Below are 24,109 nucleotides of genomic sequence, written 5' to 3'. Positions count from 1 at the left end.
GTGGGGGGTGCGCCGGATGGGCACGGCGCCGCCGGTGGCGGAGCCTTGCTGCATGACACGTCGGACGTCACTCACCCTGGTACTGCTGCTCTGCGCGGGAGCCCTGATCGCCGCCGCGTTCCCACCGCCAGGACAACGCGCTCTCGCGGCGATGGAAGGCGCCGCCCGCCCGCTGCGCACCACCGAGCCGAACGGCGGGCCGGACGACCTGAAGGCCTTCGGCCACATGGTGGGCGGCGCACAGGTGGTGGGCCTGGGGGAGGCGACGCACAGCTCGCACGAGTTCTTCACGATGAAGCACCGGGTGCTGCGCTATCTGGTGGAGAACAAGGGGTTCCGGGCCTTCGCGCTGGAGACGAGCTGGAGCAGCGGGCTGCGCATCGACGCGTATCTGCGGACCGGCGAGGGCGATCCGAGGCAGATCATGCGGGAGGAATTCCAGGACACCTACGCGTGGTGGAACACCGGTGAGTATCTGGCGCTGATCGAGTGGATGCGCGCGTACAACGTCCGTCACCCGCATGACCAAGTGCACTTCATGGGCGACGACTTCGCCTATGCGGGGCCGGACCTCTACGACAAGGTGCTCTCCTACGTGGCCCGGACCCACCCGGCGCTGCTGCCCCGCTTCACCGAGCTGTACCGGGGGCTGCGGCCGACCACCGCGTCCGGCACGTACATGAAGCAGTACCTCACCCGCCCGCCGGCCGAACGCCGGTCCATGGCGAGCAGGGCCGAGCGCGCTCTGGCCCTGCTCCAGCGCCAACCGGTGAACAACCAGGCACAGAAGGGCAGTTACGCCTGGGCCGTGCAGCATGCGACCGCCATCGCCCAGACCGCCCGGGGCTACGCCTTCGACTTCCGGGACCAGCGCCAGGCCGAGGCGGCCATGCGCTTCCGCGACCAGCTCATGGCGGAGAACGTCGCCTGGTGGCATGCGCACACAGGGCAGAAGATCCTGGTGTCGGCCCACAACACCCATGTCTCCTACGAGTCGTCCGATCCGAGCTATCCCAAGGTGCAGGGCGCCTTCCTGCACGAGAGGTTCGGCAAGGACTACGTGAGTGTCGGCACGACCTTCGGCCGCGGCTCCTTCAACGCGACCGGCCCCGACGGGAAGACGGGTGTCCACACCTTCGGGCCCGCCGCGCGAGGGGGCACCGAGCACCTCCTCGACCGGGTGAGCCCCCGCGACTACGTCATGGACATGCGTACGCTTCCGCAGCCGGCCCGCGCCTGGCTGACCACCGCCCGCCCCACGCGGAGCGTCGGCACCTCCTATCCGGAACCGGTGCTGCGCACGGCGCCGGCGCGGTCGCACGACATCCTCATCCACCTGCACCGCGTACGTCCCGCCCGGCTGCTGGCGGTTCCGTAGCGGCCCGCTGCCGGAAGATCCGGGCGAGCCTCTGCACGCCCTCCTCGATCTCCGCCGGACCGTGCCCGGCGAAGGACATCCGCAGGGTGGCCGGGTCGCCCCGTCCCGCGAAGAACGGGGCGCCCGGAACATAGGCGACGTCATGGGCAACGGCCTTGGGCAGCAGGGCGATCGCGTCGTGGCCCGCGGGCAGCCGGACCCAGACGAACATCCCTCCGTCGGGCCTGCTCCACGTGCTGCCGGGCGGCAGCGCGTGCGCGAGCGCGCCGAGCATGACGTCGCAGCGTTCCCGGTACGCCGCCGAGGTCAGCGCCAGCCGCGCGTCGAGGTCGTACTCCCGCAGGTAGTGCGCGGCGGCCGCCTGGTCGACCGTGGACGTGTGCAGATCGAGGGCCTGCTTGGCCAGTGTGCACGCGTCGCGCAGCGCCGCCGGGGCGCGCAGCCAGCCAAGGCGCATGCCGGGAGAGAGGATCTTGGACAGGCTGCCGAGGAGCACGGTGCGGTCCTCGGCGTCGTCCAGCGAGGCGATCCACGGCACCTGCTCGCCGCGGAACCGCAGCTCGCCGTAAGGGTCGTCCTCGGCGATCCACAGCCCCTGTTCGGCCGCGATGCGCGCCACCGCGCGGCGGCGCTCAAGGGGCAGCGTGTGGCCGGTGGGGTTCTGGAAGGTGGGGACCAGGTACAGCAGTCTGGGACGTTCCTCGGCCACGATCCGCGCCAGCGCCTCGACGTCGATGCCCTGGTCGTCGCTCGGCACGGGGACGACGCGCGCGCCCGCGTAGGCGAAGCACTGGAGCGCCGCCAGATAGGTCGGGTCCTCGACCAGCACCGTGTCACCGGGTTCGAGGAGCACGGTCGCCAGCAGCGCCAGCGCCTGCTGCGACCCGGTCGTCACCAGCAGGTCGTCGGCGCGGGAGGGCAGCCGCCGGGCGGACAGCCGGGCCGCGACGGCCTCGCGCAGCCGGGGGTCGCCCTCCGTGGTCGAGTACTGCAGGACGCGGTGGGGGGCTTCGCTCAGCACATGGTCGTACGCCGCGCGGATTCCCTCGGCGTCGAGCAGTTCCGACGCGGGCAGGCCGCCGGCGAAGGAGATCACCTCGGGCCGGGCCGTCAGGGCGAGTGCCTCCCGGATGACGGAGCCCCCGGCCGCGGAGGCGCGGGCGGCGAAGCCCGGGGGAGCGGTGCGTGTGTTCATGACGTCCGGTCGTCCGTCCCGCGCCTGAGCAGCGCCATCACCTCGTCCATGAACCGCTCGGTGGTTCCCTGCCCGCCGAGGTCGGGGGTGGCCGCGTCGCTGCGCGACACCTCGGTCACACAGCCGCGGAGCAGTGCGGCCGGCCGGCCGTGCCCCAGGTGGTCGAGCATCATCGCCAGCGACATCGCCGCGGCATAGGGGTTCGCGATGCCCTTGCCCGCGATGTCGGGGGCACTGCCGTGCACCGGCTCGAACAGCGCGAGTCCCGTTTCCGGGCAGACGCTCGCGCTCGACGCGAGGCCGAGGCCGCCCATCAGGGCCGCACCGATGTCGCTGACGATGTCTCCGAAGAGATTCGACGCCAGGACGCCTTCGTACGGCGTCGCGTCGCGCACCAGGTTGTAGCAGAACGAGTCGACGTACTCCTCCGAGCCCGTCAGCTCCGGGAAGGCCGTCAGCTCCCGGCGGAACACGTCCTGCCAGAGGCCGCCGGTGTTCGGTACGGCGTTGGACTTGTGGACCAGGGTCACCTTCCGCCGCCCCTTGTCCCGGAGTTGGCCGAGACAGAAACGTACGAACTTCTCGACGGTGTCCCGGGTGTAGACGCACTCGTCGATCGCCACGGTGACGCGGCCCGCGGGGGCGACCGTGCCGCCGATGCCCACGTAGAGGCCCTGGGTGTTCTCGCGGTAGAGGTCGATGACCCCGCTCGGCAGGGTGATGGGGCGGTGGTTGACGTACAGGTCGAGGCCCTTGCGCATGCCCAGCAGGATGTCCCGGCCGTGCGCCATGTCCGGAATGCGCGGGTCGCCCAGCGCGCCCAGGAAGACGGACGCGTACTCGCTCGTCAGCAGGTCGATCGCCCCGGCGGGCAGGCCGACGCCGGTGGCGAGCCACTCGTCGGCTCCCCAGGGGAACACCTCGTATTCCAGGCCGAGCCGGTACGCCCCGTTCAGGTACTCCAGGGCCGGCAGGACCGCCGGGACCACTTCCTTGCCGATTCCGTCACCGGGAACCACTGCGATCTTCATGACTGCGTCCCCGTGGCGAACGTGTCGAACATGTCTTCAACCGAGCTGAGGCGGCCCGCGATGGCGGTGGCGGCCACCACGTAGGGAGAGGCCAGATACACCTGACCGGGCCCGGAACGGCCGGGGAAGTTCCGGTTCTGCGCGCTCACCGTGACCTCGTCCGGGCTTTCCGACACGCCCGGCCCGGCGTTGATGCAGGCGCCACAGGAGGGCGGCAGCACTTCGACGCCGACCGCCCCGAAGAGCTCGATGTAGCCGCGGTCGACCGCGTAGCGCATGACGGCCTCGCTGCCGACCTGGATGTACGCCTTCACGCCGTCGGGTACGGTCACTCCCCGCGCGCGAGCCTGCTCGAAGACGCTCGCGTACATGTCCATGTCGTACGCCTTGCCGCCGGTGCAGGACCCGCCGTACACCTTGTCGACCTTGACCTCGGTGTCAACGGAGGCCAGCGGAACGGAGTTTCGCGGGTCGCCGGGCAGGGCCACCATCGGCTCGACGCCGGCCAGCTCGATGTCCACCACCGCGAAGTACGTCGCACCCTCGTCGGAGCGGACGTCCGTGCCGGTGGACGCCGACGGGCCGCGCAGCGCCAGGTGCGCGTGGGTCACCTCGTCCGGCTCGAACAGCGCGGTCATGCCGCCCGCCTCCACCGCCATGTTGCACAGCGTGGCGCGCTCGTCGAGGTTCATCGAGGCGCAGCCGGGACCGCTGAACAGGATGACCTTGCCCAGCGTCTGGCTGCCCTGGATCATCGGGTGCGCCAGCAGCGCCAGCATGAGGTCCTTCGCGCACGCGCCCGGTGCCAGCTCGCCCAGCAGGTTGACCCGGATGACCGCCGGGACCTTCACCAGGATCTCGCGGTTGTACCAGGAGTTGGCGATGTCGGTGGCGCCCACGCCGAAGGCGAAGGCACCCACGGCGCCGGCCGTGCAGGTGTGGCTGTCGGTGCCGATGATCACGTCACCGGGCCGGGCGACGTTCTCGACGATGTAGTTGTGGCAGATCGCGCGGCTGCCCCCGGTGTCCGCGGGGCCGATGAAGTTCCCGCCGCTCAGGGTCGCGAACTCCTGCTGCCGCTTGCCGAGGTTCTCCACCCGGTCGATCAGCTCCAGGCCGTTGGCCCGCCGCTTGAGGACCGGCTCCGCCAGCGAGAGGTGGTCCTGGAAGAAGTAGCAGGACTCCGGGTCGGCCAGGGCGGCGTCCGCGCCGAACTCCTTGCCGAACATGCCGGCGGCCATCGGCGTCACGTACTCGTGCGAGAACCTGACGTCCGCCTCGACGAAGTACGACTCGCCGATCCGTACGGCGGCGTCCTGCGGGCACTGGTTGCGGGACGACAGACGGCTCTGAATGATCTTCTCGACGGCGTTCAGCGGGCGCGCCGCAGTGAAGTCGGGCTTGATGGCGGACTGCGTGCCCTCGCGGGTCTCGCGGTTGAACCCGAACAGGCCGCCCAGGTCGATGATGGCGCGTTCGATGTCGTTGGCCCGGCGGGTGAAGGCGTCGAGCGGCAGTTCCTCGCCCGCGAGCAGCGCGTCGAGGACGGTGAAGTCGTCGCACGTGATGATGCCGACGTTGCGGCAGTTCTGCTGGTAGATCCGCTCGAAGGACCGGGCGAAGACGATCTCGACGCCGGCGTACTTCTCCGCGTAGACGGCGTGTTCCCGCGACGATCCGCAGCCCTTCGCCTCGCCGCTGACGATGATCTGCGGAGCGAACGCCTTCACCGCGCCCTGGCCGAACTTCTTGTCCCGCAGGCCCAGGTACGCGTACTCGCCCAGCTTCTCGTCGTACCAGTAGCAGCACCAGCCGGGGATGATCTCGTCGGTGGAGATGTTGTTCATCAGCGGGGCGCGCAGCAGCTCCGACGGAGTCGCGGTGCCGGTGCCGTCCAGCTGCGCGGCGACCAGATCCGGGTCCTCCGTGATGACCAGAACGCTGCCGCGGAGACTGATGGTGCGGGGGCGGCTGCCGCTGGTCGGTTCACTCGGCGTTCGCAATGATCTGCCTTATCTGTTCGTCGGTCAGGGGGCCGCGGCCCGACTTCGCCTTCGCCAGCACGTTCTTGACGAACGTGGCGTTGTCGCTGTCGTAACCGTGCACCGTCAGCCAGTACTTGACGTTGTTGGCGCCGGAGGCCTCGTCGATGAGCACTTCCTGCTCACGGCCCAGATAGCTGGCCGGGACGCTGGAGTAGACCGCGTCCTTCACCAGCACATTGCCCTTTTCGTGGGCCTTGAGGATGGCGGAGGCGTGCACTCCGGCACTGGTCTTGAAGACGTCCCGGCCCAGCGCCGGGTAGTTCTGCGGGACCTCGACGCCCAGCACGGAGGCCGCGTACTCGGAGTACTCGCGCAGCGCCTTCAGGTCGTAGCGGCCGTGCTCGTCCAGGTGACGGTTGATCATGAGCTGGTCGAGGGAGGCGTTTCCGGCCCGCTCCCCGATGCCCAGGATCGTGCCGTGCACGCGCTGGCAGCCGTGGGCGAGGGCGACCAGCGAGTTGGCCAGCGCCAGCCCGCGGTCGTTGTGCCCGTGCCACTCGAAGCCGACCCGGTGGCCGCGCTCGGCGAAGTACTGGTTGGACCACTGCAGGAGCGCTTCGACGCCGCTGGGCAGCGCCGCGCCGACCGTGTCGCACAGGGTCACCCGCCGCACGCCCGTCTCGATGGCGACGTCGTACACCTGGCCCAGTACGTGCGGAGTGCACCGCACCGCGTCCTCCAGGACCAGTACGAACTCCGCCCCGCCGCGCCGGCATTCGACCACCGACTCGCGGATGTGACGCTGGATCAGCTGGACGTCCCAGTTCTCCACGTACTGCCGGATGGGGCTGACGCCGATGAAGATGTACGCGTCCACGGACACCCCCACCTGCTGGGCTATCTCGCAGATCGCGTTGATGTCCGAGGGGTGGGTGCGCCCCGCGTACCCCTGGGAGAGGGAGTGGCCGCTGCGCACGATGTGCCGGGCGATCTCCACGCAATTCTGTAACGCGGCCGGGTCCGAGCCGGGGAATCCCAGGTCCGCGGAGGTGACGCCGGAGCGGGCCATGTGGTCCACTAGCCTCAGCTTCTGCTCCAGCGAGGGATTACGGATGTTCGGAGCCTGGAGCCCGTCGCGCAGGGTCTCGTCGAAAAAGGTCCCCGAATAGGGGGGCTCCGGCACCGGTTGAGGTGTCGCCACCCTCATGGCATTCCAGTTGAACCAGACATCGGGGCTCGGACTGGAGCTGTCGGCAGTTCTTCCGTTCACTGCGATCTCCGCGTTTCTTGACATGCGGGTCCCCCGCGCCAGCGGCGGCCGCGTGGTCCGCTACGGCATGGCCCACAGAACGACCGCCACGGCGGACGGCGGCGTCTTCGCCAGTACGGCTACCCGCACCAAGGGGGGTGCGGGTAGCCGTACCTCTCAATCCTTGATCGTCCACCCGGCCGAGGGCAAGCTGTTTCCCTGGTAGGCAAAAGGCCAGGTCAGATGGCGTCCGGTGACCAGGGGAGGATGGCGCGGGCGGTGGTTGGGCCACCGACCGGGCTGGTGAGGACGAGCTTGCCCCGCAGGGCGGCGGTGCGGTCAACGAGCCCGCGCAGGCCGGTTCCCGCGTCCAGCGTGGCGCCGCCCACCCCGTCGTCGGTCACCACGACCACCAGGCAGTTGTCGGCCCGCTCCAGGGACACGTGAATACAGGTGGCCGAGGAGTGCTTGACGGCATTCGCGAGGGACTCCGCGATGATGTAATACGCCGTGGATTCCACCTGGGTGGCCGGCCGGCGCTCCAGTGTCGAGGTCACGTGGACCGGGACGTGGAACGTCTCGGTCAATGCGGTGACGGCGGCGTTCAGACCGCGGTCGCTGAGGATCGGCGGCTGGATTCCGCGGACCAGGTCGCGGATTTCATCGAGAGCCTTTCCGATCTCCTGGTGGGTCTCCTGGAGAAGCTCGCGCAAATCCTCGGCGCTGCGGTCCTTCCGGCGCGTGGCATGGGAAATCCGCATCAGCAGTACGGCCAGTCTGGCCTGCGCGCCGTCGTGCAGATCGCGCTCTATGCGCCGGTAGTCCGCGTCGTTGACCCGCAGGGCCGCGGTGCGCTGCCGCTCGGCCAACTCCTCGCGGCGGCGCCTCTCGTCCTCGTTCATGTGGCCGAGCAGGCGCCGGACCAGCCGCGCCCGCAGTTTCCCCAGCCAGAAGAGCAGCATCACCAGCGCGGCGAAGAGCGCGACGGCGCCCACCGCCACACACAGGCGGGTGACACCGCCTTGCACGACGACCGTTGTCCCCTCGCCGAAGGCCAGTTGCTCGGTCCTGCCGAAGGGGAGGCTCGCGATGAAGGCGACCGCGGGCAGCGTCATCGCGAAGACCGGCAGCAGCCAGAGCAGTCCCAGCAGGAGCAGGCACAGATAGCCGGACTCCCCCCAGCCGGAGGCGTTGTGCCGGGGCTCGCCCTCCTCGGGGACGGCGTACTCAAGTCCCCTCGCGGAGGCGGGATCCTGGGTCACCGAGGCCGCAAGGAGCAGTTCCAGGTCGGCGACCGCGCGCAGCAGCGGCAGTCCCGAGAGCAGCCCCGGGCTCATGCCGCCCAGCCGCTGTCGCAGTTTGCTCAGGGTCGGGCCCAGCCGGCGCTCCCGCTCCGGCAGCGGCTCGGCCCCCGGGACGAGCAGCACCATGATGCCGCGCACCGCATTGGTGATGACCTGTACGAGCAGCGTCGCCAGCAGGGGAAGCGCGTTGAGGAGAGCGGAGACCACTCTCAGCACCATCTCCGCGATGGTCAGCGGGACCAGGAGAATGCCGACGAGGCTGCCGACGGACAGATAGATGACCCCCGCGGCGACCCGGGACCGGCCGGGCGGGCCGTCCTGACCGGGTCTTTCCGCATCATTTACTGGCGCTTGACGGTACGTCATGACTCCAAAACCGCCGCGATTCACTCGATTTCAATGTGCGCCGTTCCGATGGTGGGGAGATCTGCTGCCGGCCGGTTGCGGTGCTCACGGACGCAGGGCCGGTCGCCGGCCCACCGCGCGGGCGGGCGGCGGACCTGTACCGATGAGCGGGGAGCGCCGTGGCGCGGGCCCCTTCGGGCAGCCGACGAGGCGCGCCGCCGCGGTACCCCGGGTGACGGCCGCGGTGGTGAGCGTCCCTCACAACGCCGTCCCGCGCAACACTCCGCCGACGCGTTCGCGGGCACCGCACTACAGTTGTCCCGGATCATGCATGCGGGGCTCAGCAGGAGGCTACACACGTGTCAGGGCGGCCGGGCGGGACTCAGCAGGCGCCCGCGGGGCAGTCCCCGGAGCCCCCGGGGGCACCCGAGCAGGACCTTCCGGGCATCGCCGTGTGGGAGGCGATGAAGCAGCACCCGCTGCGCTTCCTCACCTCCAGCTGGCCCGTACGCTCCTGGGCCTTTCTGCTGGGTGGCCTCCCGCTCGGCCTGGCCGTACTGGTGAGCCTCGCCGTGCTGCTCTGCTTCGGGGTGCTGCTCTCGGTCGTCGGGGTGGGCCTGGTGATCCTGGCGGTCACCATGGTGTTCGGCCTGCCCGTCGCCAACATGGAGCGCAGGCGCCTGAGGCTGGTGGAGCCGGTGCCGCCGCCTGACCCGCACCGTTCGCTGGCGGGAGCCGGTGCGCGAACCTGGCTGCAAACACGGCTGAGAGAACGCGCAACATGGCGTGAACTGGGCTATGCCGTCATCCTCGCGGTCTTCTTCACCGGAGCGAACGCCGGTTTCGTGGCGCTGCTCGGGCTGTCGGGCATGCTGGTGGCGACCCCGGTCGTGGTCTGGGCGCTCGCCCCCGAGACCGTAATGATCATTCCGGGGCAGGCGATCGACGGCCCGGTGGCCGCCCTGCCGTTCTGCGGCCTGGGGCTGCTCGGCCTGGTGCTGTGCGCGTACGTGGCGGGCCTGCTGACGGCGGCACAGGTCAAGACGGCCTGGTTCCTGCTGTCCCCGCGCGACGAGCCGTCCCGGAGCCGGGTCATCGAACTCACCCGCTCCCGCATCCGCCTTGCCGACGCCTTCGAGGCCGAGCGGCGCCGGATCGAACGCGATCTGCACGACGGCGCCCAGCAGCAACTGGTCGCGCTCACCATGACCTTGGGGCTGGCCCAGATGGAGATGGGGGAGGGCGACTCCCCGGCCGCCGAGCTCGTCACCCGGGCCCGCCGCGAGGCCCGGCAGGCGCTGGACGAGCTGCGCAGGCTCGTCCGCGGCATCCACCCTCAGGTGCTGACCGACCACGGGCTCGCCGCCGCCGTGGCGGAGGTCGCGATGGGCCACCCGCTGCCCGTCACCGTCGACATCGACCTGCCGCACCGGCTGCCCGGCATGGTGGAGAGCACGGCGTACTTCACCGTGACGGAGGCGCTGACCAACGCGGCCAAGCACAGCGGCGCGACCCAGGTAGCGGTCGTCGGCAGGTATGTGAACGAGCGGCTTATCCTGCTGATCACCGATGACGGACACGGTGGCGCGGACCCCGCCGGGGGAACCGGGCTGTCGGGATTGGCGGACCGTATGGCGATTCTCAAGGGCCGGCTGGTGGTGTCCAGCCCCAAGGGCGGTCCGACCCAGCTTCGAGTGGAGGTGCCGTGCTCCGGGTAGTGCTGGCCGAGGACGCCGTGCTGCTGCGCGCCGGACTGGTCGAACTCCTCACCCGCAGCGGCCACGAGGTGGTCGCCGCCGTCGGCGACGCCGAGGCCCTGGCCCGCGCCGTGGACGAGCAGCCTCCGGACGTCGTGATCACCGACGTCCGGATGCCGCCCGGTTTCCGGGACGAGGGGCTCAAGGCCGCGCTGGAGCTGCGGGCCCGCCACGACCGGCTGCCGGTCCTGGTGCTCTCCCAGTACGTCGCGACCGCCTACGCCACCCAACTGCTCAGCGGTGACGGCCGGGAGGCGGCCGGGCTGGGGTATCTGCTCAAGGACCGGGTGGGGGAGGTCTCCGAGTTCCTGGACGCCCTGCAACGGGTCGCGGACGGCCAGACCGTCATCGACCCCGAGGTGGTGCGCGTGCTGCTCGCCCAGCAGACGGCGAGCCGGCCGCTGCGCCAGCTCACCCCGCGCGAGCGCGAGGTGCTCGCGCTGATGGCGGAGGGCCTCAACAACCAGCTGATCGCCGGGCGGTTGAGCGTGACCGAGGCTTCCGTGGTCAAGCACTCCAGCAACATCTTCATGAAGCTGAACCTCGGCCCCAGCGACGGCAACCGGCGGGTGCTCGCGGTACTCGCCCACCTGCGCGGCGAGTCGGCCTGAGGCAGGGACGGCCTGCGGTGGCCCCGGGTGGATCGTCGTGAGCCGGATCCGGCCCTGACGCCTCGGCTCAGGGCCGGCCGTCCTGGACGCGCGCCAGCCAGTCCGCCGCCTCCACGAACTCGCGGTCACTGGTGCCGGGCCGCATGGCGCGTACGCCCACCGGCGCCGCCCCCGCCCGCGGATAGGAGCCGAGGAAGCGCATCTTGGGGACCCAGCGGCGCAGCCCCATCAGGGCCTCGGTGACCCGCGGTTCGCTGATGTGGCCCTCGGCGTCCACGGCGAACCAGTAGTTGCCGATCCCCGCGCCCGTCGGCCGCGACTGGATCAGCATCAGATTGACCCCGCGCACCGCGAGTTCCTGGAGCAGTTCGAGCAGGGCGCCCGAGTGGTCGTCGTCCAGCCAGACGATCAGCGAGGTCCGGTCGGCGCCGGTCGGTGCCGACGGCCGCGCCGAACGGCCCACCAGCACGAAGCGCGTCTCGGCGTTCGCCGCGTCGTGGATCTGCGTGGCCAGCGCTTCGAGCCCGTACGCCGGCGCCGCGAACTCGCCCGCGAACGCGGCGTCATGGCGTCCCTCCCGCACCAGCCGCGCGCCGTCCGCGTTGGAGGGCGCCGACTCCCACCGGGCCTCCGGCAGCTTCGCCGCGAGCCAGTTGCGCACCTGGGGCTGGGCGGCCGGGTGACCCGTCACCGTCTTGATGTCGGACAGCCGGGTACCGGGGCGTACCAGCAGCGCGAAGGTGATGGGAAGCAGCACTTCGCGGTAGATCATCAGCGGTTCGCCGTTGGCGAGTTCGTCGAGCGTGGTGGTGACGCCGCCCTCCACCGAGTTCTCGATCGGCACGAGGGCGGCCGCGGCCTCGCTGCCGCGTACGGCGTCCAGCGCCGCCGAGACCGACACCATGGGGACGAGTTCGCGGGTGGCCGCTTCCGGGAGCGTACGGAGCGCGGCTTCGGTGAAGGTGCCCTCCGGACCGAGGTAGGTGTAGCGGGTGGCTGACATGCCGTCACCCTAAAGGGCCAACGCGCCGCACATTCTGCTTCCACAGCTCCCAGAAGGCCCCTGACCTGGGCTTTTTCCTCCCAGGGAAACGGCTTGCCCTGGGCTGGGACGAAGATCAAGGATTGAGAGGTACGGCTACCCGCACCCCCCGTGGTGCGGGTAGCCGTACTGGCGGAGGTATCGCCGGTCGGTCAACTGATGGGGGAAGTCATGGAAGCGCGGCACCTCGCGAGCCTATTGGAGGAACTGGCGGACACCCACGCCGTCCCCGGGGCGCAGCTCGCCGTGTACACCGGTACTGAAACCGTGAGTGCGGTCGCCGGATTCGAGTGCTCCGGCGAACCCCGTGCGGTGGACTCCCGTACGGCATTCGCCTACGGCTCCGTGAGCAAGGTCTTCGCCGCGACGCTGGTCCTCCAGCTCGTGTCGGACGGCGACCTGGAGCTCGACGAGCCGGTCTCCGCGTTCCTGGCGGAATTCCGCGACGCGGCGGACGCCCGGCTCGCGTCGATCACCCCGCGGCAGCTCCTCAGCCACACCAGCGGCCTGGTGGCCGACCACGAACCGGACGACCCCGACGAGCGGTCCCTGCTGCGTTACGCGACGAGCGTGGCCCAACTCCCGCTGCTCGACCGCCCCGGGAGCTCCTTCTCGTACTCCAACACCGGCTACAACATCCTGGGCCGGCTGGTCGAGGAGGTCACCGCCCTGAAGTGGCGTGACGCGCTCCAGGACTTCCTGCTGCGCCCGCTGGGCGTCGACCCGTACATCGACCACAGCCCCGAGCGCCCCGCCCGGACGTCGGCCAAGGGCCACGCGGTGCGGCCCGGACAGCGCGCGGCGCGCCCCGTCGAGCAGTTCCTGCCGCCCACCTGGACACCGGCCGGCGGGCTCAGCGGCAGCGCCGAAGAGCTGATCTCACTCGCGCGGCTGCACCTGGGCACCGACCCGAGGACCGCCGCCCTCCTGGCGGACGAGCAGCGCGTCGAGATGCGGACCGCCGTGGCCGGTGCCGACGCCTTCGGCATGGCCGACGCCTGGGCGCTGGGCCTCGGCCACTACGGCAGCCCGGACAACCGCTGGCCGGGCCACGACGGCACAGTGGATGGCGGCACGGCCCACCTGCGCTTCCACCCGGAATCGGGCGTTGCCGTCGCCCTGACCACCAACGCCACCACCGGATCCAGCCTCTGGCCCGACGTGGTCGGGGCCCTGCGCACCCTCGGCATCGACGTCGGCGACTACGAGCCCGGCCCGGCCCCGCACCCCGACGCCTCCGAGGCCGGCCCCCGTGACCTCGAACCGCTCGTGGGCGACTACGGCAACGGCGACACCGTCTTCTCCGTCCGGCGCCACCGCGACGGGATCCGGCTCAGTGACCGCACCGGCCTGGTCGCCGACGTCACCGTGCACGGCGGCCTGAACTTCACCGCCCGGCGCGTCGACACCGACGCGGCGCCGTACACCGGACGCTTCGTCCGGGACGGCAGTACCGGCGCGATCGCGCTCCTGCAGCTCGCCGGGCGCTCTGCCAAGCGCATCCACGCCGCGGCCTGACGCCTTCCCGCCGCGCGTTCTGACCACTTTCTTTCCGACTTCTCGGCAGCCCGACCCGGCCGCAGGCAGGGGGGCACTTCTCGCCGGAGTCCGTCAATTCCTGGAGGTACAGCGTGACTCGCGCTGCAGCGTCGGCCGGCTGGGAGCTCTCCCAGCACGTTGAATTCTGGCGGCAGCAGTTGGCGGGGATCGCTCCCCTCGAACTGCCGACGGACCGTCAGCGCCCCGTCGTGCGGTCGGCCCGAACGGCGACCTGCGACATCGATGTCCCGCTCGCCGTGGCCACCGCCGTACGCGAACTGGCCGGGCGCTTCGAGGCCACCGGGCACGAGGTGCTCGTGGCCGCCGTGCAGGCGCTGTTCACCCGCTACTCGGGCCAGGACGACATCGCCGTCGGCACGCTCTCCCCGCGCAGCGGGCACACGCTCGTGCTGCGCGGCCGGGTCGAGGCGGCGGCCTCGTTCGGCGAGCTGGTCGCCCGCGCCAAGGAGACGGTGCGGGCCGCCTTCGCGCATGACGGCGTCCCGCTCGCGCGGCTGGTCGACGCGCTGGCTCCGCAACAGGACACCAGCGTCACCCCGTTCGTCCAGGCCATGGTCGTGGTGCGGGAGGAGAGCGAGGCGACTGTGGCGCCGTTCGATCCGCTGGACCTCGCCCTGGAGTTCACCGACTCGGCACATCCGACGGCGAGCATCCGCTTCAGCACGGCCCTCTTCGACCGGCCCACCATCGCCCGGCTCGCCGGCCACCTCGGCGTTCTCCTGACGGGCGCCGCCGCCGACCCCGGGCGCGCGGTCTCGGCGCTGCCGATGCTCACCGACAGCGAGTTCGACCAGGTCGTACGGGAGTGGAACGCCACCGGCCGCGAGGTGCCCACCGGCACCTTCCCCGAGCTGTTCGCCACCCATGCCGCGGCCCGCCCGGACGCCGTCGCCGTCATCGACGAGCACGGCCCGATGACCTACCGCGAGCTGGACGAGCGGGCCAACCGCCTCGCGCACCGGTTGCGTGGACTCGGCGCCGGCCGGGACGTCCTGGTCGGCCTCTGCGTGGAGCGCGGCGCCCCGATGGCGGTGGGACTGCTCGGCATCATGAAGGCGGGCGCCGCCTATCTGCCGCTGGACGCCGACTATCCCTCGGGCCGGCTCGCCTACATGCTCCAGGACTCCGGCGCGCGGCTGGTCGTGACGCACCAGGACCTGGGCGACCGGCTGCCGCGCACCGACGCCGTCCTGGTCAGCCTGGACCAGGACCCGCAGCCCGGCGACGAGGACCGCCACCCGTCCACCGCGCCCGCCATCGAGATGTCCCCGCAGGACCTCGCGTACGTCATCTACACCTCGGGCTCCACCGGCAAGCCCAAGGGCGTGCTCGTCTCGCACGCCGGAATCGGCAACCTCGCGGCCGTACAGACCGAGCACTTCGACGTCACGCCGGACAGCCGGATCCTGCAGTTCGCCTCCGCCAGCTTCGACGCGGCGTTCTGGGAGATCTGCATGGGCCTGGTCACCGGCGCCACGCTGGTCATGGGCTCCAAGGACGCCATGCTCCCCGGCGAGCCGCTGGCCGCGTACGCCGCCGAGCACGGCGTCACCCACGCCACGCTCACCCCGGCCACCGTCGCCGTCCTGCCGGAGGGCCGCGGCCTGCCCGCCGACGCCACGCTGGTGGTCGCCGGTGAGGCGAGCACCGGTGACCTGGTGGCGCGCTGGTCCGCCGGGCGCCGCATGGTCAACGCGTACGGCCCGACCGAGACCACGGTGTGCGCGACCATGAGCGCGCCGCTCAGCGGCGGCGCGGTGCCGCCGATCGGCGCGCCGATCGCCAACACGCAGGTCTACGTCCTGGACGACGCGTTGCGCCCGGTGCCCGCCGGGGTCCGGGGCGAGCTCTACATCGCCGGCGCCGGGCTGGCCCGCGGCTACCACGGCCGGGCCTCCCTGACCGCGGAGCGGTTCGTCGCCAACCCGTTCGGCGAGCCGGGCCACCGGATGTACCGCACCGGTGACGTGGCCCGCTGGAAGGCCGACGGCACCCTGGAGTACCTGGGCCGCGCGGACGACCAGGTCAAGGTACGCGGCTTCCGCATCGAACTCGGCGAGATCGAGAGCGCGTTGGTCCAGCACCCGGACCTGGCGCAGGCCGTGGTCGTCACCCACAACACCAACCTGCTCGCGTATGTCTCGCCGCTCGGCGCCGCGCGCCCCACGGCCGATGACATCAGGACCCACCTCGCCGCGAGCCTGCCCGCATACATGGTGCCGTCGGCGATCGTGGTGCTCGACACCCTGCCGCTGACCCCCAACGGCAAGGTCGACCGCAGGGCGCTGCCCGACCCGGCCGCGGCGCAGCAGCCGGCCGGCGGCCACCTCGCGCCGCGCAACGCCGTCGAGGAAGCCATCGCCGGCGTGTGGGCCGAGGTGTTGGGCGTCGACAACTTCGGCGTCGACGACGACTTCTTCGCCCTCGGCGGCAACTCGATCCTCTCCGTGCGCGCCGTCTCCCGGATGCGCAAGGCGCTGGGCATCAAGCTCTCGCCGCGCGTCCTGTTCGACACCCCGACCGTCGCCTCGCTGGCCGCCTCGGTCGCCACCGCCGAGCAGGCGGGCGACGCGCCGATCCCGGTGGTCTCCCGCGAGGACGAGCTGCCGATGTCCTACGGGCAGCAACGCCTGTGGTTCCTGGAGGACTTCGACCCGGGGAGCGCCGAGTACCACACCGCCATGGGGCTGCGGCTGACCGGCGAACTGAACGCCGATGCCCTGCGCGGCGCCGTGCGCGACCTGGTGGAACGCCACGAATCGCTGCGCACCACCTTCGGCGTGGTCGGCGGCCGGGGCGTGCAGGTGATCCACCCGGTGCTTGAGCCGCAGTGGCGGACCGCCGATCTCACCACCGTCGCCGCCGATCTGCGCGAGGAGCGGCTGCGCGAGCTGGTGCGCGCCGAGGTGACCCGGCCCTACGACCTCCAGGGCGGCCCGCTGGTCCGCGTCCTGCTGGTCGCGCTCTCGGCCGACGACTACGTCTGCGTCCTGGGGATGCACCACATCGTGACCGACGGCTGGTCGATGGGCGTGGTCGCCAGGGAACTCGGCGAGCTGTACGCGGCCCGCGCGCTCGGACGCCCCTCCACCCTGGCCGGCGCTCCCCCGCAGTACGCGGACTTCGCCGCCTGGCAGCGCGGCCGTCTGGAGGGCGGCGGACTGCTGGGCCGGCAGCTGGACTGGTGGCGCGAGCGGCTGGCGGGCATCACCCCGCTGGAGCTGCCGACCGACCGGCCCCGCCCGGTGGTGCGCTCCACCGCGGGCGCGGAGTACGCCTTCGAGGTGCCGGCCGCGACCGTCGCCCGCGCCAGGGAGCTGGCCGGGGCCCGCGGTGCCACGCTGTTCATGGTGCTGACCGCCGCGGTCAAGACGGTCTTCGCCCGCTACTCCTCCCAGCGCGACATCGCGGTCGGCACCGCCTCCTCGGGCCGCGGCCACCGCGATCTGGAACAGCTCATCGGCTTCCTGGTCAACACCGTCGTACTGCGCTCCGAGGTCGACCCGCAGCAGTCCTTCGGAGCCTTCCTCGACCAGGTCAAGGAGACCGTCCTGGAGGCGTTCGCCCACGAGGACGTGCCGTTCGAGCGGCTGGTCGAGATGGCGCAGACCGAGCGCGACACCAGTCGCACGCCGCTGATCCAGACCATGGTCGTACTCCAGAACGCCTCGAACGACGCGGTGGTGCTGCCCGGCGTCGAGGTCCGCGACCACCCCGTGCACCGGGTGGCGGCCCCCTTCGACCTGACCATCGAGTTCTCCGAGTCGGGCGCGGACCTCACCGGCCGGATCATCTACAGCACCGCGCTGTTCGACGAGGCCACCGTCGCCCGCCTCGCCGGACACCTCACCGTGCTGCTCGGCGCCGCGGCCGCCGCGCCCGAGCGGGCCGTCGCGGCCCTGCCGATGCTCGGCGACGCCGAGTCCCGGGAGGTCCTGCACACCTGGAACGACACCGCCCACGAGCTGCCGGCGGCGGCGTTGCCCGAGCTGTTCGCCGCCGAGGTGGCCCAGCGCCCCGATGCCGTGGCCCTCTCGTACGGCGCGGAGAAGCTCACCTACCGGGAGCTCGACGAGCGCGCCAACCGGCTCGCCCACCACCTCGTCGAGCAGGGCGCCGGCCCCGACGTGCTCGTCGGCCTGTGCATGGAGCGCGGTGCCCAGACCGTGGTGGCGCTGCTCGCCGTCCTCAAGGCGGGCGCCGCCTATGTGCCGCTCGACCCCGAGTACCCGGCCGACCGGCTCGCCTACATGCTCAAGGACGCCGGTGCCCGGCTGCTCGTCACCCAGCCGCACCTGCGCGACCGGCTGCCGGAGACCGAGGCCCGCCTCATCGACGTGACGCCGGGCGGCGAGGAGTCGGCGCACCACCCGGCCACCGCTCCCGACGCCGCCGTGAGCCCGGACCACCTCGCGTACGTCATCTACACCTCCGGCTCCACCGGCGCCCCCAAGGGCGTGATGACCTCGCACCGTGCCGTGGTGCGCCTGATCCACGAGTCCGGGGTGGTCGACGTACGGCCGGGTGACGTCGTCGCCCAGTTCGCGTCCGTGTCCTTCGACGCCTCCACCCTGGAGGTGTGGTCGGCGCTGCTCAACGGCGCGCGGCTGGCCGTCCACCCGCCGTCCGCGCCCACCGGCAGCGAGCTCGGCAGCTTCCTCAAGGACCACGAGGTCACCCATCTGGCCATCACCGCGGGCCTGTTCCACCAGGTCGTGGACGACGATCCCGGCGCGCTGAGCGGTCTGCGCCAGCTCGTCGCCGGCGGCGACAAGGTCTCGCCCGAGCACTGCGCCCGGCTGCTCGCGGTGCACCCGGCGCTCCGGCTCAGCAACGGCTACGGGCCGACCGAGGCCACCTCGCTGACCACCACCCACGCGCTGAGCCCGGGTCTCGACCCCGCGGCCCCCGTGCCGCTGGGCACCCCGATCGGCAACACCCGGGTCTATGTGCTGACCGAGACGCTGGAGCCCGCGCCGGTCGGCGTGCCGGGCGAGCTCTACATCGCCGGGCCCGGACTGGCCCGGGGCTATCTCAACCGGCCGGGCCTGACGGCCGCGCACTTCGTCGCGGACCCCTACGGCGAGCGCGGCACCCGGATGTACCGCTCGGGCGACCTGGCCCGTTGGCGGTCCGACGGCGTGCTGGAGTTCCTCGGCCGCACCGACGGACAGGTCAAGATCCGCGGCTTCCGCATCGAGCTCGGCGAGGTCGAGAGCGCGCTCAAGACCCACCCGGACCTCACGGACGCCGTGGTGGTGGCCCACCAGGGCGACCGGGGACACCGCCGCCTGGTGGCCTATGTGGTCGGCGACCGCGAGGTGACCACCGGCGAACTCCGCGCCCACCTCGCCCTGTCGCTGCCCGACTACATGACCCCCGCCGTCTTCGTACCGCTGGAGAAGCTGCCGCTCACCTCGAACGGCAAGGTGGACCGGCGCGCGCTGCCGGAGCCCGAGATCCGGGCCGGCCGGCTCGGCTCGGACTACGCCGCCCCGCGCAACGCCGTCGAAGAGGCGCTGGCCGAGGTGTGGGCCGAGGTGCTGGGCGTCGAACGCGTCGGCATCCACGACAACTTCTTCGACCTGGGCGGTGACTCGATCCTGTCCATCCAGGTCGTCTCGCGGGCCCGGCAGGCCGGCCTCCAGCTCACCTCCAAGCTGCTGTTCGTCCACCAGAGCATCGCCACCCTCGCCCCGGCCGTCACCACCCTCGCCGACGCCTCGGTGACGCCCACCGCGGTCTTCGGCAGCGTCGAACTCACCCCCATCCAGGCCCGGTTCTTCGCGGAGCACCCCGAGGCCCCGGACCAGTACGCCATGTCGGTCCAGGCCGAACTGGCCCCCGACACCGACACCGCCGTCCTGGAACGCGCGCTGACCGCGGTCACCGCCCACCACGACGCCCTGCGGATGCGCTACGTCCACGACGGGGACGGCTGGACCCAGGAGTACAGCGACGAGGCCCCGCACCTGCTGCTCGCGGTACGGGACATCTCCGCCCTCGGTGAGAGCGAGCAGAGCCTTGCGCTGGACGAGGCGGCCCTGGCCGCCCAGCGCTCGCTGGACCTGAAGTCCGCCGCCCTGCTCAAGGGCGTCTTCTTCCGCCTGGGCGCGGGCCGGCTGCCCCGCCTCTTCCTGACCGCGCACCACCTCGTCATGGACGGCGTCTCCTGGCGGGTGCTCCTGGAGGACCTGGCCACCGCGTACGCCCAGCTCGCCGAGGGCCGCGGCGCCGACCTCGGGGCCAAGTCCAGCAGCTACCAGCAGTGGGCGGGCCGGCTCGCGGACCACGCGCGCTCCGGCGGCTTCGACCACGAACTGCCGTACTGGGACAGTGTCGAGCGGCACCACGCGATACCCCGCGACGGCGAGGCACCCAACACCTTCGGCACCTCCGCGGTGGCGTCCGTGCACCTGGACCGCACCCAGACCAGGGCACTGCTCCAGCGCGTGCCGTCGGTCTACCGCACCCAGATCAACGACGTACTGCTCACGGCGCTCGGCCGGGTCCTGCACCAGTGGGCCGGCTCGCCGGTCACCATCGCGCTCGAAGGCCACGGCCGCGAGGACCTCTTCGACGACATCGACCTGTCCCGCACGCTCGGCTGGTTCACCACCGTCTACCCGGTCTCCCTGGACGTACCGGCCGAGGACTGGGGCTCCGCGCTGAAGTCGGTCAAGGAGCGGATCCGGGCCATACCGGGCCGGGGCCTGGGCCACGGCGCGCTGCGTCACCTGCCCACCGCGGACGGACCGAGCCGGATCCCGGCCGACGGTACGGGACCGCAGATCAGCTTCAACTACCTTGGCCAGTGGGACGGTTCGACCAGCCAGGACGGCCTGGTGCGCAGGCGGCTGGCCGGGCTCGGCCGGGACCAGGCACCCGAGCTCGACCGCCCGCACCTGATGGACATCGTGGCCGCCGTCAACGACGGCGAGCTGCGGATCGACTGGATCCACTCGCCCGGCAACCACAGCTCCGCCACGGTCGAGCGGCTCGCCGGGGAGTTCCTGACGGCGCTGCGCGAGATCATCGGGCACTGCCTGGAGGCGGGCAGCGGCGGCGCCACGCCCTCCGACTTCCCGCTGGCGGGCCTCGACCAGGCCGGAGTGGACCGGCTCGTGGGCGACGGGCGCACGGTGGAGGACGTCTTCCCGCTGACGCCGATGCAGGCCGGCATGCTCTTCCACACCCTGGCCAACCCCGAGTCGCCGACCTACTTCGAGCAGATGACCTGCGTGTTCGACGGGGTGTCGGACGTGGACCTGCTGGCCCGCGCCTGGCAGACGGTCGCCGACCACCTGGAGGTGCTGCGCGGCTCGGTGGTCTGGGAGCAGGTGGAGCGCCCCCTGATGGTGATCCACCGCCACACCGAACTGCCGATCACCCGGCTCGACTGGCGGCACCTGTCCGAGCCGGAACAGGACCGGGCGCTGGAGCGGCACCTGGCCGCGGCCCGTGCGGAAGGGCTTGACCTGTCCGCCCCGCCGCTGCTGCGGCTGGCCCTGATCCGCCTCTCCGACACCACCGTTCGGCTGGCCGGCTCCTTCCACCACCTGCTGCTCGACGGCTGGAGCACCTTCAGCGTGCTCACCGAGGTGATCAGCGCCTACGCGGCGCTCGCCGCGGGCGAGGCACCCGCGCTGCCGGTGCGCCGGCCACTGCGGGCGTACGTGGAATGGCTGGCGGAGCAGGATCTCGACCAGGCCGAGAAGTACTGGCGGGGGCTGCTGTCCGGATTCACCGAGCCGACGGCGCTGCCGTACGACCGGCGTCCGCAGGCCAGCCACAGCACCCGGTCCACCAGCCGGCTGACCGGCGGGCTGTCCCGGCAGGAGTCGCGGGAGCTGTTCGACTTCGCCCGCAGGCACCGGCTGACGGCCAACACCGTGGTGCAGGGCGCCTGGGCGCTGCTGCTCTCCCGCTACGCCGGCGAGCGCGACGTGGTCTTCGGCGCGACGGTCTCGGGCCGTCCGACGGACCTGGCCCAGGCCGACTCGATCGCGGGCATGCTGATCAACACGCTGCCCGCTCGCGTCGAGGTCGACGGCGGGGCCCCGGTGTCGCAGTGGCTCGGCCGGTTGCAGCGCGACCAGGTCGAGGCCCGCGACTACGAGTTCGTACCGCTGGGGCAGGTGCAGGGCTGGAGCGGCGTCGAGCGCGGCACCAGCCTCTTCGAGAGCCTGGTCGTCTTCGAGAACTACCCGAAGGACGAGCAGGCGACGGCGGACCGGGGCCTGCGGATGCGGGACCTGCGGGGCATGGACGTCACCAACTTCCCGCTGAACCTGCTCGCCTACGCCGAGGAGGAGTTCTCCTACACGCTGGCCTACGACGCCGACCTGTTCGACGCGCGGACCGTCGAGCGGATGGCGGGCCACTTCAACGCCCTGCTCGCGGGGATCGTCGCGGACCCGGAGCGGACCATGGCGGCGGTGCCCATGCTGTCGGACGGGGAGTTCGACCGGGTGGTGCACGAGTGGAACGCCACGGGCGGAGCGCGGGCGACGGCCGGTGGCGTGCACGAGCGGGTCGCCGAGCAGGCGGCCGCCACCCCGGACGCGATCGCTGTGACGTACGGTCAGGAGTGCTTGAGCTACCGGGAGTTGGACGAGCGATCCAGTCAACTCGCCCATCATCTGGCCTCGTTGGGAGCTGGCCCCGGTCAACTGGTGGCTCTCGCGGTCGAGCGCGGCGTACAGCTGCTCGTCGGGCTGCTCGGCATCATGAAGTCGGGCGCCGCCTATGTGCCCCTGGACTCCGCCTATCCGACGGACCGCCTGGAGTACATGCTGCGCGACTCGGGCGCCACGGTGCTGGTGACCCACCACGGCACCCAGGACCGGCTGAACGTCGACGGCCTGCGGGTCGTGGACCTCGACGCCGACTGGCCCGGCATCTCCCGGCTTCCGGTGTCGGCGCCCCCGGTGAAGGTGACCGGCGAGGACCTGGCGTACGTGATCTACACGTCGGGCTCCACGGGCCGGCCCAAGGGCGTGGCGATCGAGCACCGCACGGTGCTGAACCTGCTGGAGAACACCCGGCCGCGGTTCGGGTTCGGCACGGACGATGTGTGGACGGTCTTCCACTCCTACGCGTTCGACGTCTCCGTATGGGAGATGTGGGGCTGCCTGACGTCCGGCGGCCGGGTGGTCGTCGTCCCGCAGGACTGGGCCCAGCAACCGGATGCCACCTGGGCGATGCTGCGGGCCGAGGGCGTCACCGTGCTGAGCCAGACGCCGTCGATGTTCCGCGCCCTGGTGGAGAGCGCGGCCGCCTCCGACGGGCCGGCGCTGCCGGATCTGCGCTGGGTCGTCCTGGCCGGTGAGGCGCTGGAGCCCAAGCACCTGACGGCCTGGTTCGACCGGTACGGCACCGGGGCGGCCCGGCTGGTCAACATGTACGGGCCGACCGAGGCCACCGTGTACGTGACCCACCAGGAGATCACGGCGGAGCACGTCCACGCGGGCGGCCCCATGCCCATCGGACGTCCGCTGCCCGGCTACCGGGTGCTGCTCCTCGACGAGACCGGCGCACCGGTCCCGGCCGGGGTCACCGGTGAACTCCACGTGGCGGGCGCCGGACTGGCCCGGGGATACCTGAACCGGCCGGAGCTGACCGAGGAGCGCTTCGTGCGCAACCCGTTCGGCGAGCCGGGCGAGCGCATGTACCGCTCGGGCGACCTGGCGCGGTGGCGTACGGACGGCACGGTGGAATACCTCGGGCGCGCCGACGGCCAGGTCAAGATCCGCGGATTCAGGATCGAGACCGGGGAGATCGAGGCGGCGCTCGTCACCCACCCGCGGATCGCGGACGCGGCGGTCGTGGCCCACACGGACGCCGACCGCACCGTCCTCGTCGGCCACGTGGTGGCGCCGGACCGGAGCGAGCCGCCCACCGCCGAACTGCGCGAGCACCTGCTGACGACGCTGCCGGAGTACATGGTGCCGGCGGTCTTCCTCAGGCTGGACGAGCTGCCGCTGACCCCCAGCGGCAAGGTCGACCGGCGGGCGCTGCCCGAGCCGCCGCAGCAGGTGGCGACCGGCACCGCCTACGAGCCGCCGGCCACCGTCACCGAGGAGGCCCTGGCCGACATCTGGCAGGAACTCCTCGGCGTCGAGCGCGTCGGTGTGCACGACAACTTCTTCGAGGCGGGCGGCGATTCGCTGCTCGCGGTGCGGATGGCATCGCGGATCAACGCGGCCTTCGGCACCGACGTCTCGCCCCGCACGCTCTTCGACCGGCCCACGATCGCCGGGACGGCCATCGAGGTCGAGGAGCGGATCCTCGCCGAGCTGGAGCGGGGCGCCGCCACCTCGTGACCCGGCCGCGCGCCGCGGATTCCCACCGCGGCGGCCCCGCGCGGGCCGCCGCACCCACCCCACCCCGAGAGGCCGAAGACCATGTCCAACCCCTTTGAGCAGTCCGACCGTTCCTACAGCGTCCTAGTGAACGACGAGGGACAGCACTCACTGTGGCCCGCCACCAACGAGGTGCCGGCCGGCTGGAGCGTCGTCCTGGCGGACCGGCCGCGCGAGGAATGCCTCACGTACGTGGAGGCCAACTGGGCCGACATGCGGCCCAAGAGCCTCGCCAACGGCTGATCTCCGCGCCTCACCCCGCAGCACGACCGCACCACCCGTTGCCGG

At 71.7% G+C, this 24,109-nt stretch carries 13 protein-coding genes; 7 read left to right on the top strand and 6 right to left on the bottom strand.

Annotated features, from left to right (window positions below; genetic code table 11):
* The first annotated feature begins 52 nt into the window (after positions 1 to 52).
* The gene (locus ACIQ8J_RS11160) at positions 53 to 1,378 is read left to right on the top strand and encodes an erythromycin esterase family protein (RefSeq protein WP_403270832.1); all 1,326 of its coding nucleotides are present in this window, start codon (positions 53 to 55) and stop codon (positions 1,376 to 1,378) included.
* Here ACIQ8J_RS11160 and ACIQ8J_RS11155 read toward each other — a convergent pair.
* Genes ACIQ8J_RS11155 through ACIQ8J_RS11140 form a run of 4 tightly spaced genes read right to left on the bottom strand, consistent with a single transcriptional unit; the run spans position 1,329 to position 6,772 of the window.
* A complete protein-coding gene (locus tag ACIQ8J_RS11155) occupies positions 1,329 to 2,573 on the bottom strand; it encodes a PLP-dependent aminotransferase family protein (protein WP_403270834.1) in 1,245 nt (414 codons plus the stop codon). The genes ACIQ8J_RS11160 and ACIQ8J_RS11155 overlap by 50 nt on opposite strands.
* A complete protein-coding gene (locus ACIQ8J_RS11150; RefSeq protein WP_403270836.1) occupies positions 2,570 to 3,604 on the bottom strand; it encodes an isocitrate/isopropylmalate dehydrogenase family protein in 1,035 nt (344 codons plus the stop codon). The genes ACIQ8J_RS11155 and ACIQ8J_RS11150 overlap by 4 nt, the downstream gene beginning before the upstream one ends.
* The gene (locus tag ACIQ8J_RS11145; RefSeq protein ID WP_403270839.1) at positions 3,601 to 5,607 is read right to left on the bottom strand and encodes an aconitase family protein; all 2,007 of its coding nucleotides are present in this window, start codon (positions 5,605 to 5,607) and stop codon (positions 3,601 to 3,603) included. Before ACIQ8J_RS11145 ends, ACIQ8J_RS11150 begins: the two co-directional genes overlap by 4 nt.
* Complete coding sequence (locus ACIQ8J_RS11140; RefSeq protein WP_403270842.1) at positions 5,591 to 6,772, bottom strand: LeuA family protein; 1,182 nt, start codon at positions 6,770 to 6,772, stop codon at positions 5,591 to 5,593. The genes ACIQ8J_RS11145 and ACIQ8J_RS11140 overlap by 17 nt, the downstream gene beginning before the upstream one ends.
* Positions 6,773 to 6,794: 22 nt before the next feature.
* On the opposite strand from ACIQ8J_RS11140, the gene ACIQ8J_RS11135 reads away from it, so the two are divergent.
* On the top strand, positions 6,795 to 7,064 hold the full coding sequence (locus ACIQ8J_RS11135) for a hypothetical protein (protein WP_403270844.1): 270 nt from the start codon (positions 6,795 to 6,797) through the stop codon (positions 7,062 to 7,064).
* 13 nt (positions 7,065 to 7,077) lie between these two features.
* Here ACIQ8J_RS11135 and ACIQ8J_RS11130 read toward each other — a convergent pair whose 3' ends face one another.
* Positions 7,078 to 8,508, bottom strand: a complete 1,431-nt coding sequence (locus tag ACIQ8J_RS11130; RefSeq protein WP_403270847.1) for a sensor histidine kinase — start codon at positions 8,506 to 8,508, stop codon at positions 7,078 to 7,080.
* A gap of 443 nt (positions 8,509 to 8,951) precedes the next feature.
* Here ACIQ8J_RS11130 and ACIQ8J_RS11125 point away from each other — a divergent pair, with 443 nt between their 5' ends.
* Both ACIQ8J_RS11125 and ACIQ8J_RS11120 read left to right on the top strand, forming a co-directional pair.
* Positions 8,952 to 10,205, top strand: coding sequence for a sensor histidine kinase (locus ACIQ8J_RS11125; protein ID WP_403271113.1), 1,254 nt, complete (start codon positions 8,952 to 8,954; stop codon positions 10,203 to 10,205).
* Positions 10,193 to 10,855, top strand: a complete 663-nt coding sequence (locus ACIQ8J_RS11120; RefSeq protein WP_403270850.1) for a response regulator — start codon at positions 10,193 to 10,195, stop codon at positions 10,853 to 10,855. Before ACIQ8J_RS11125 ends, ACIQ8J_RS11120 begins: the two co-directional genes overlap by 13 nt.
* Positions 10,856 to 10,922: 67 nt before the next feature.
* Here the strand turns inward: ACIQ8J_RS11120 and pheA are convergent, their stop codons facing one another.
* On the bottom strand, positions 10,923 to 11,858 hold the full coding sequence (pheA, locus tag ACIQ8J_RS11115) for a prephenate dehydratase (protein WP_403270853.1): 936 nt from the start codon (positions 11,856 to 11,858) through the stop codon (positions 10,923 to 10,925).
* A gap of 210 nt (positions 11,859 to 12,068) precedes the next feature.
* On the opposite strand from pheA, the gene ACIQ8J_RS11110 reads away from it, so the two are divergent.
* From ACIQ8J_RS11110 to ACIQ8J_RS11100, 3 genes are all read left to right on the top strand, one after another.
* The gene (locus ACIQ8J_RS11110) at positions 12,069 to 13,415 is read left to right on the top strand and encodes a serine hydrolase domain-containing protein (protein ID WP_403270856.1); all 1,347 of its coding nucleotides are present in this window, start codon (positions 12,069 to 12,071) and stop codon (positions 13,413 to 13,415) included.
* Between the two features lie 113 nt (positions 13,416 to 13,528).
* Positions 13,529 to 23,782: an amino acid adenylation domain-containing protein gene (locus tag ACIQ8J_RS11105; RefSeq protein WP_403270859.1), complete on the top strand. Its 10,254-nt coding sequence runs from the start codon at positions 13,529 to 13,531 to the stop codon at positions 23,780 to 23,782.
* A gap of 81 nt (positions 23,783 to 23,863) precedes the next feature.
* The gene (locus ACIQ8J_RS11100; RefSeq protein ID WP_403270862.1) at positions 23,864 to 24,064 is read left to right on the top strand and encodes an MbtH family protein; all 201 of its coding nucleotides are present in this window, start codon (positions 23,864 to 23,866) and stop codon (positions 24,062 to 24,064) included.
* The last annotated feature ends 45 nt before the right edge of the window (positions 24,065 to 24,109 follow it).

The sequence above is a fragment of the Streptomyces sp. NPDC094147 genome (assembly GCF_044764265.1).
Classification (GTDB): domain Bacteria; phylum Actinomycetota; class Actinomycetes; order Streptomycetales; family Streptomycetaceae; genus Streptomyces.
Note: the sequence above shows the minus strand (reverse complement) of the source record. Positions and strands in the feature narration are given on the sequence as shown.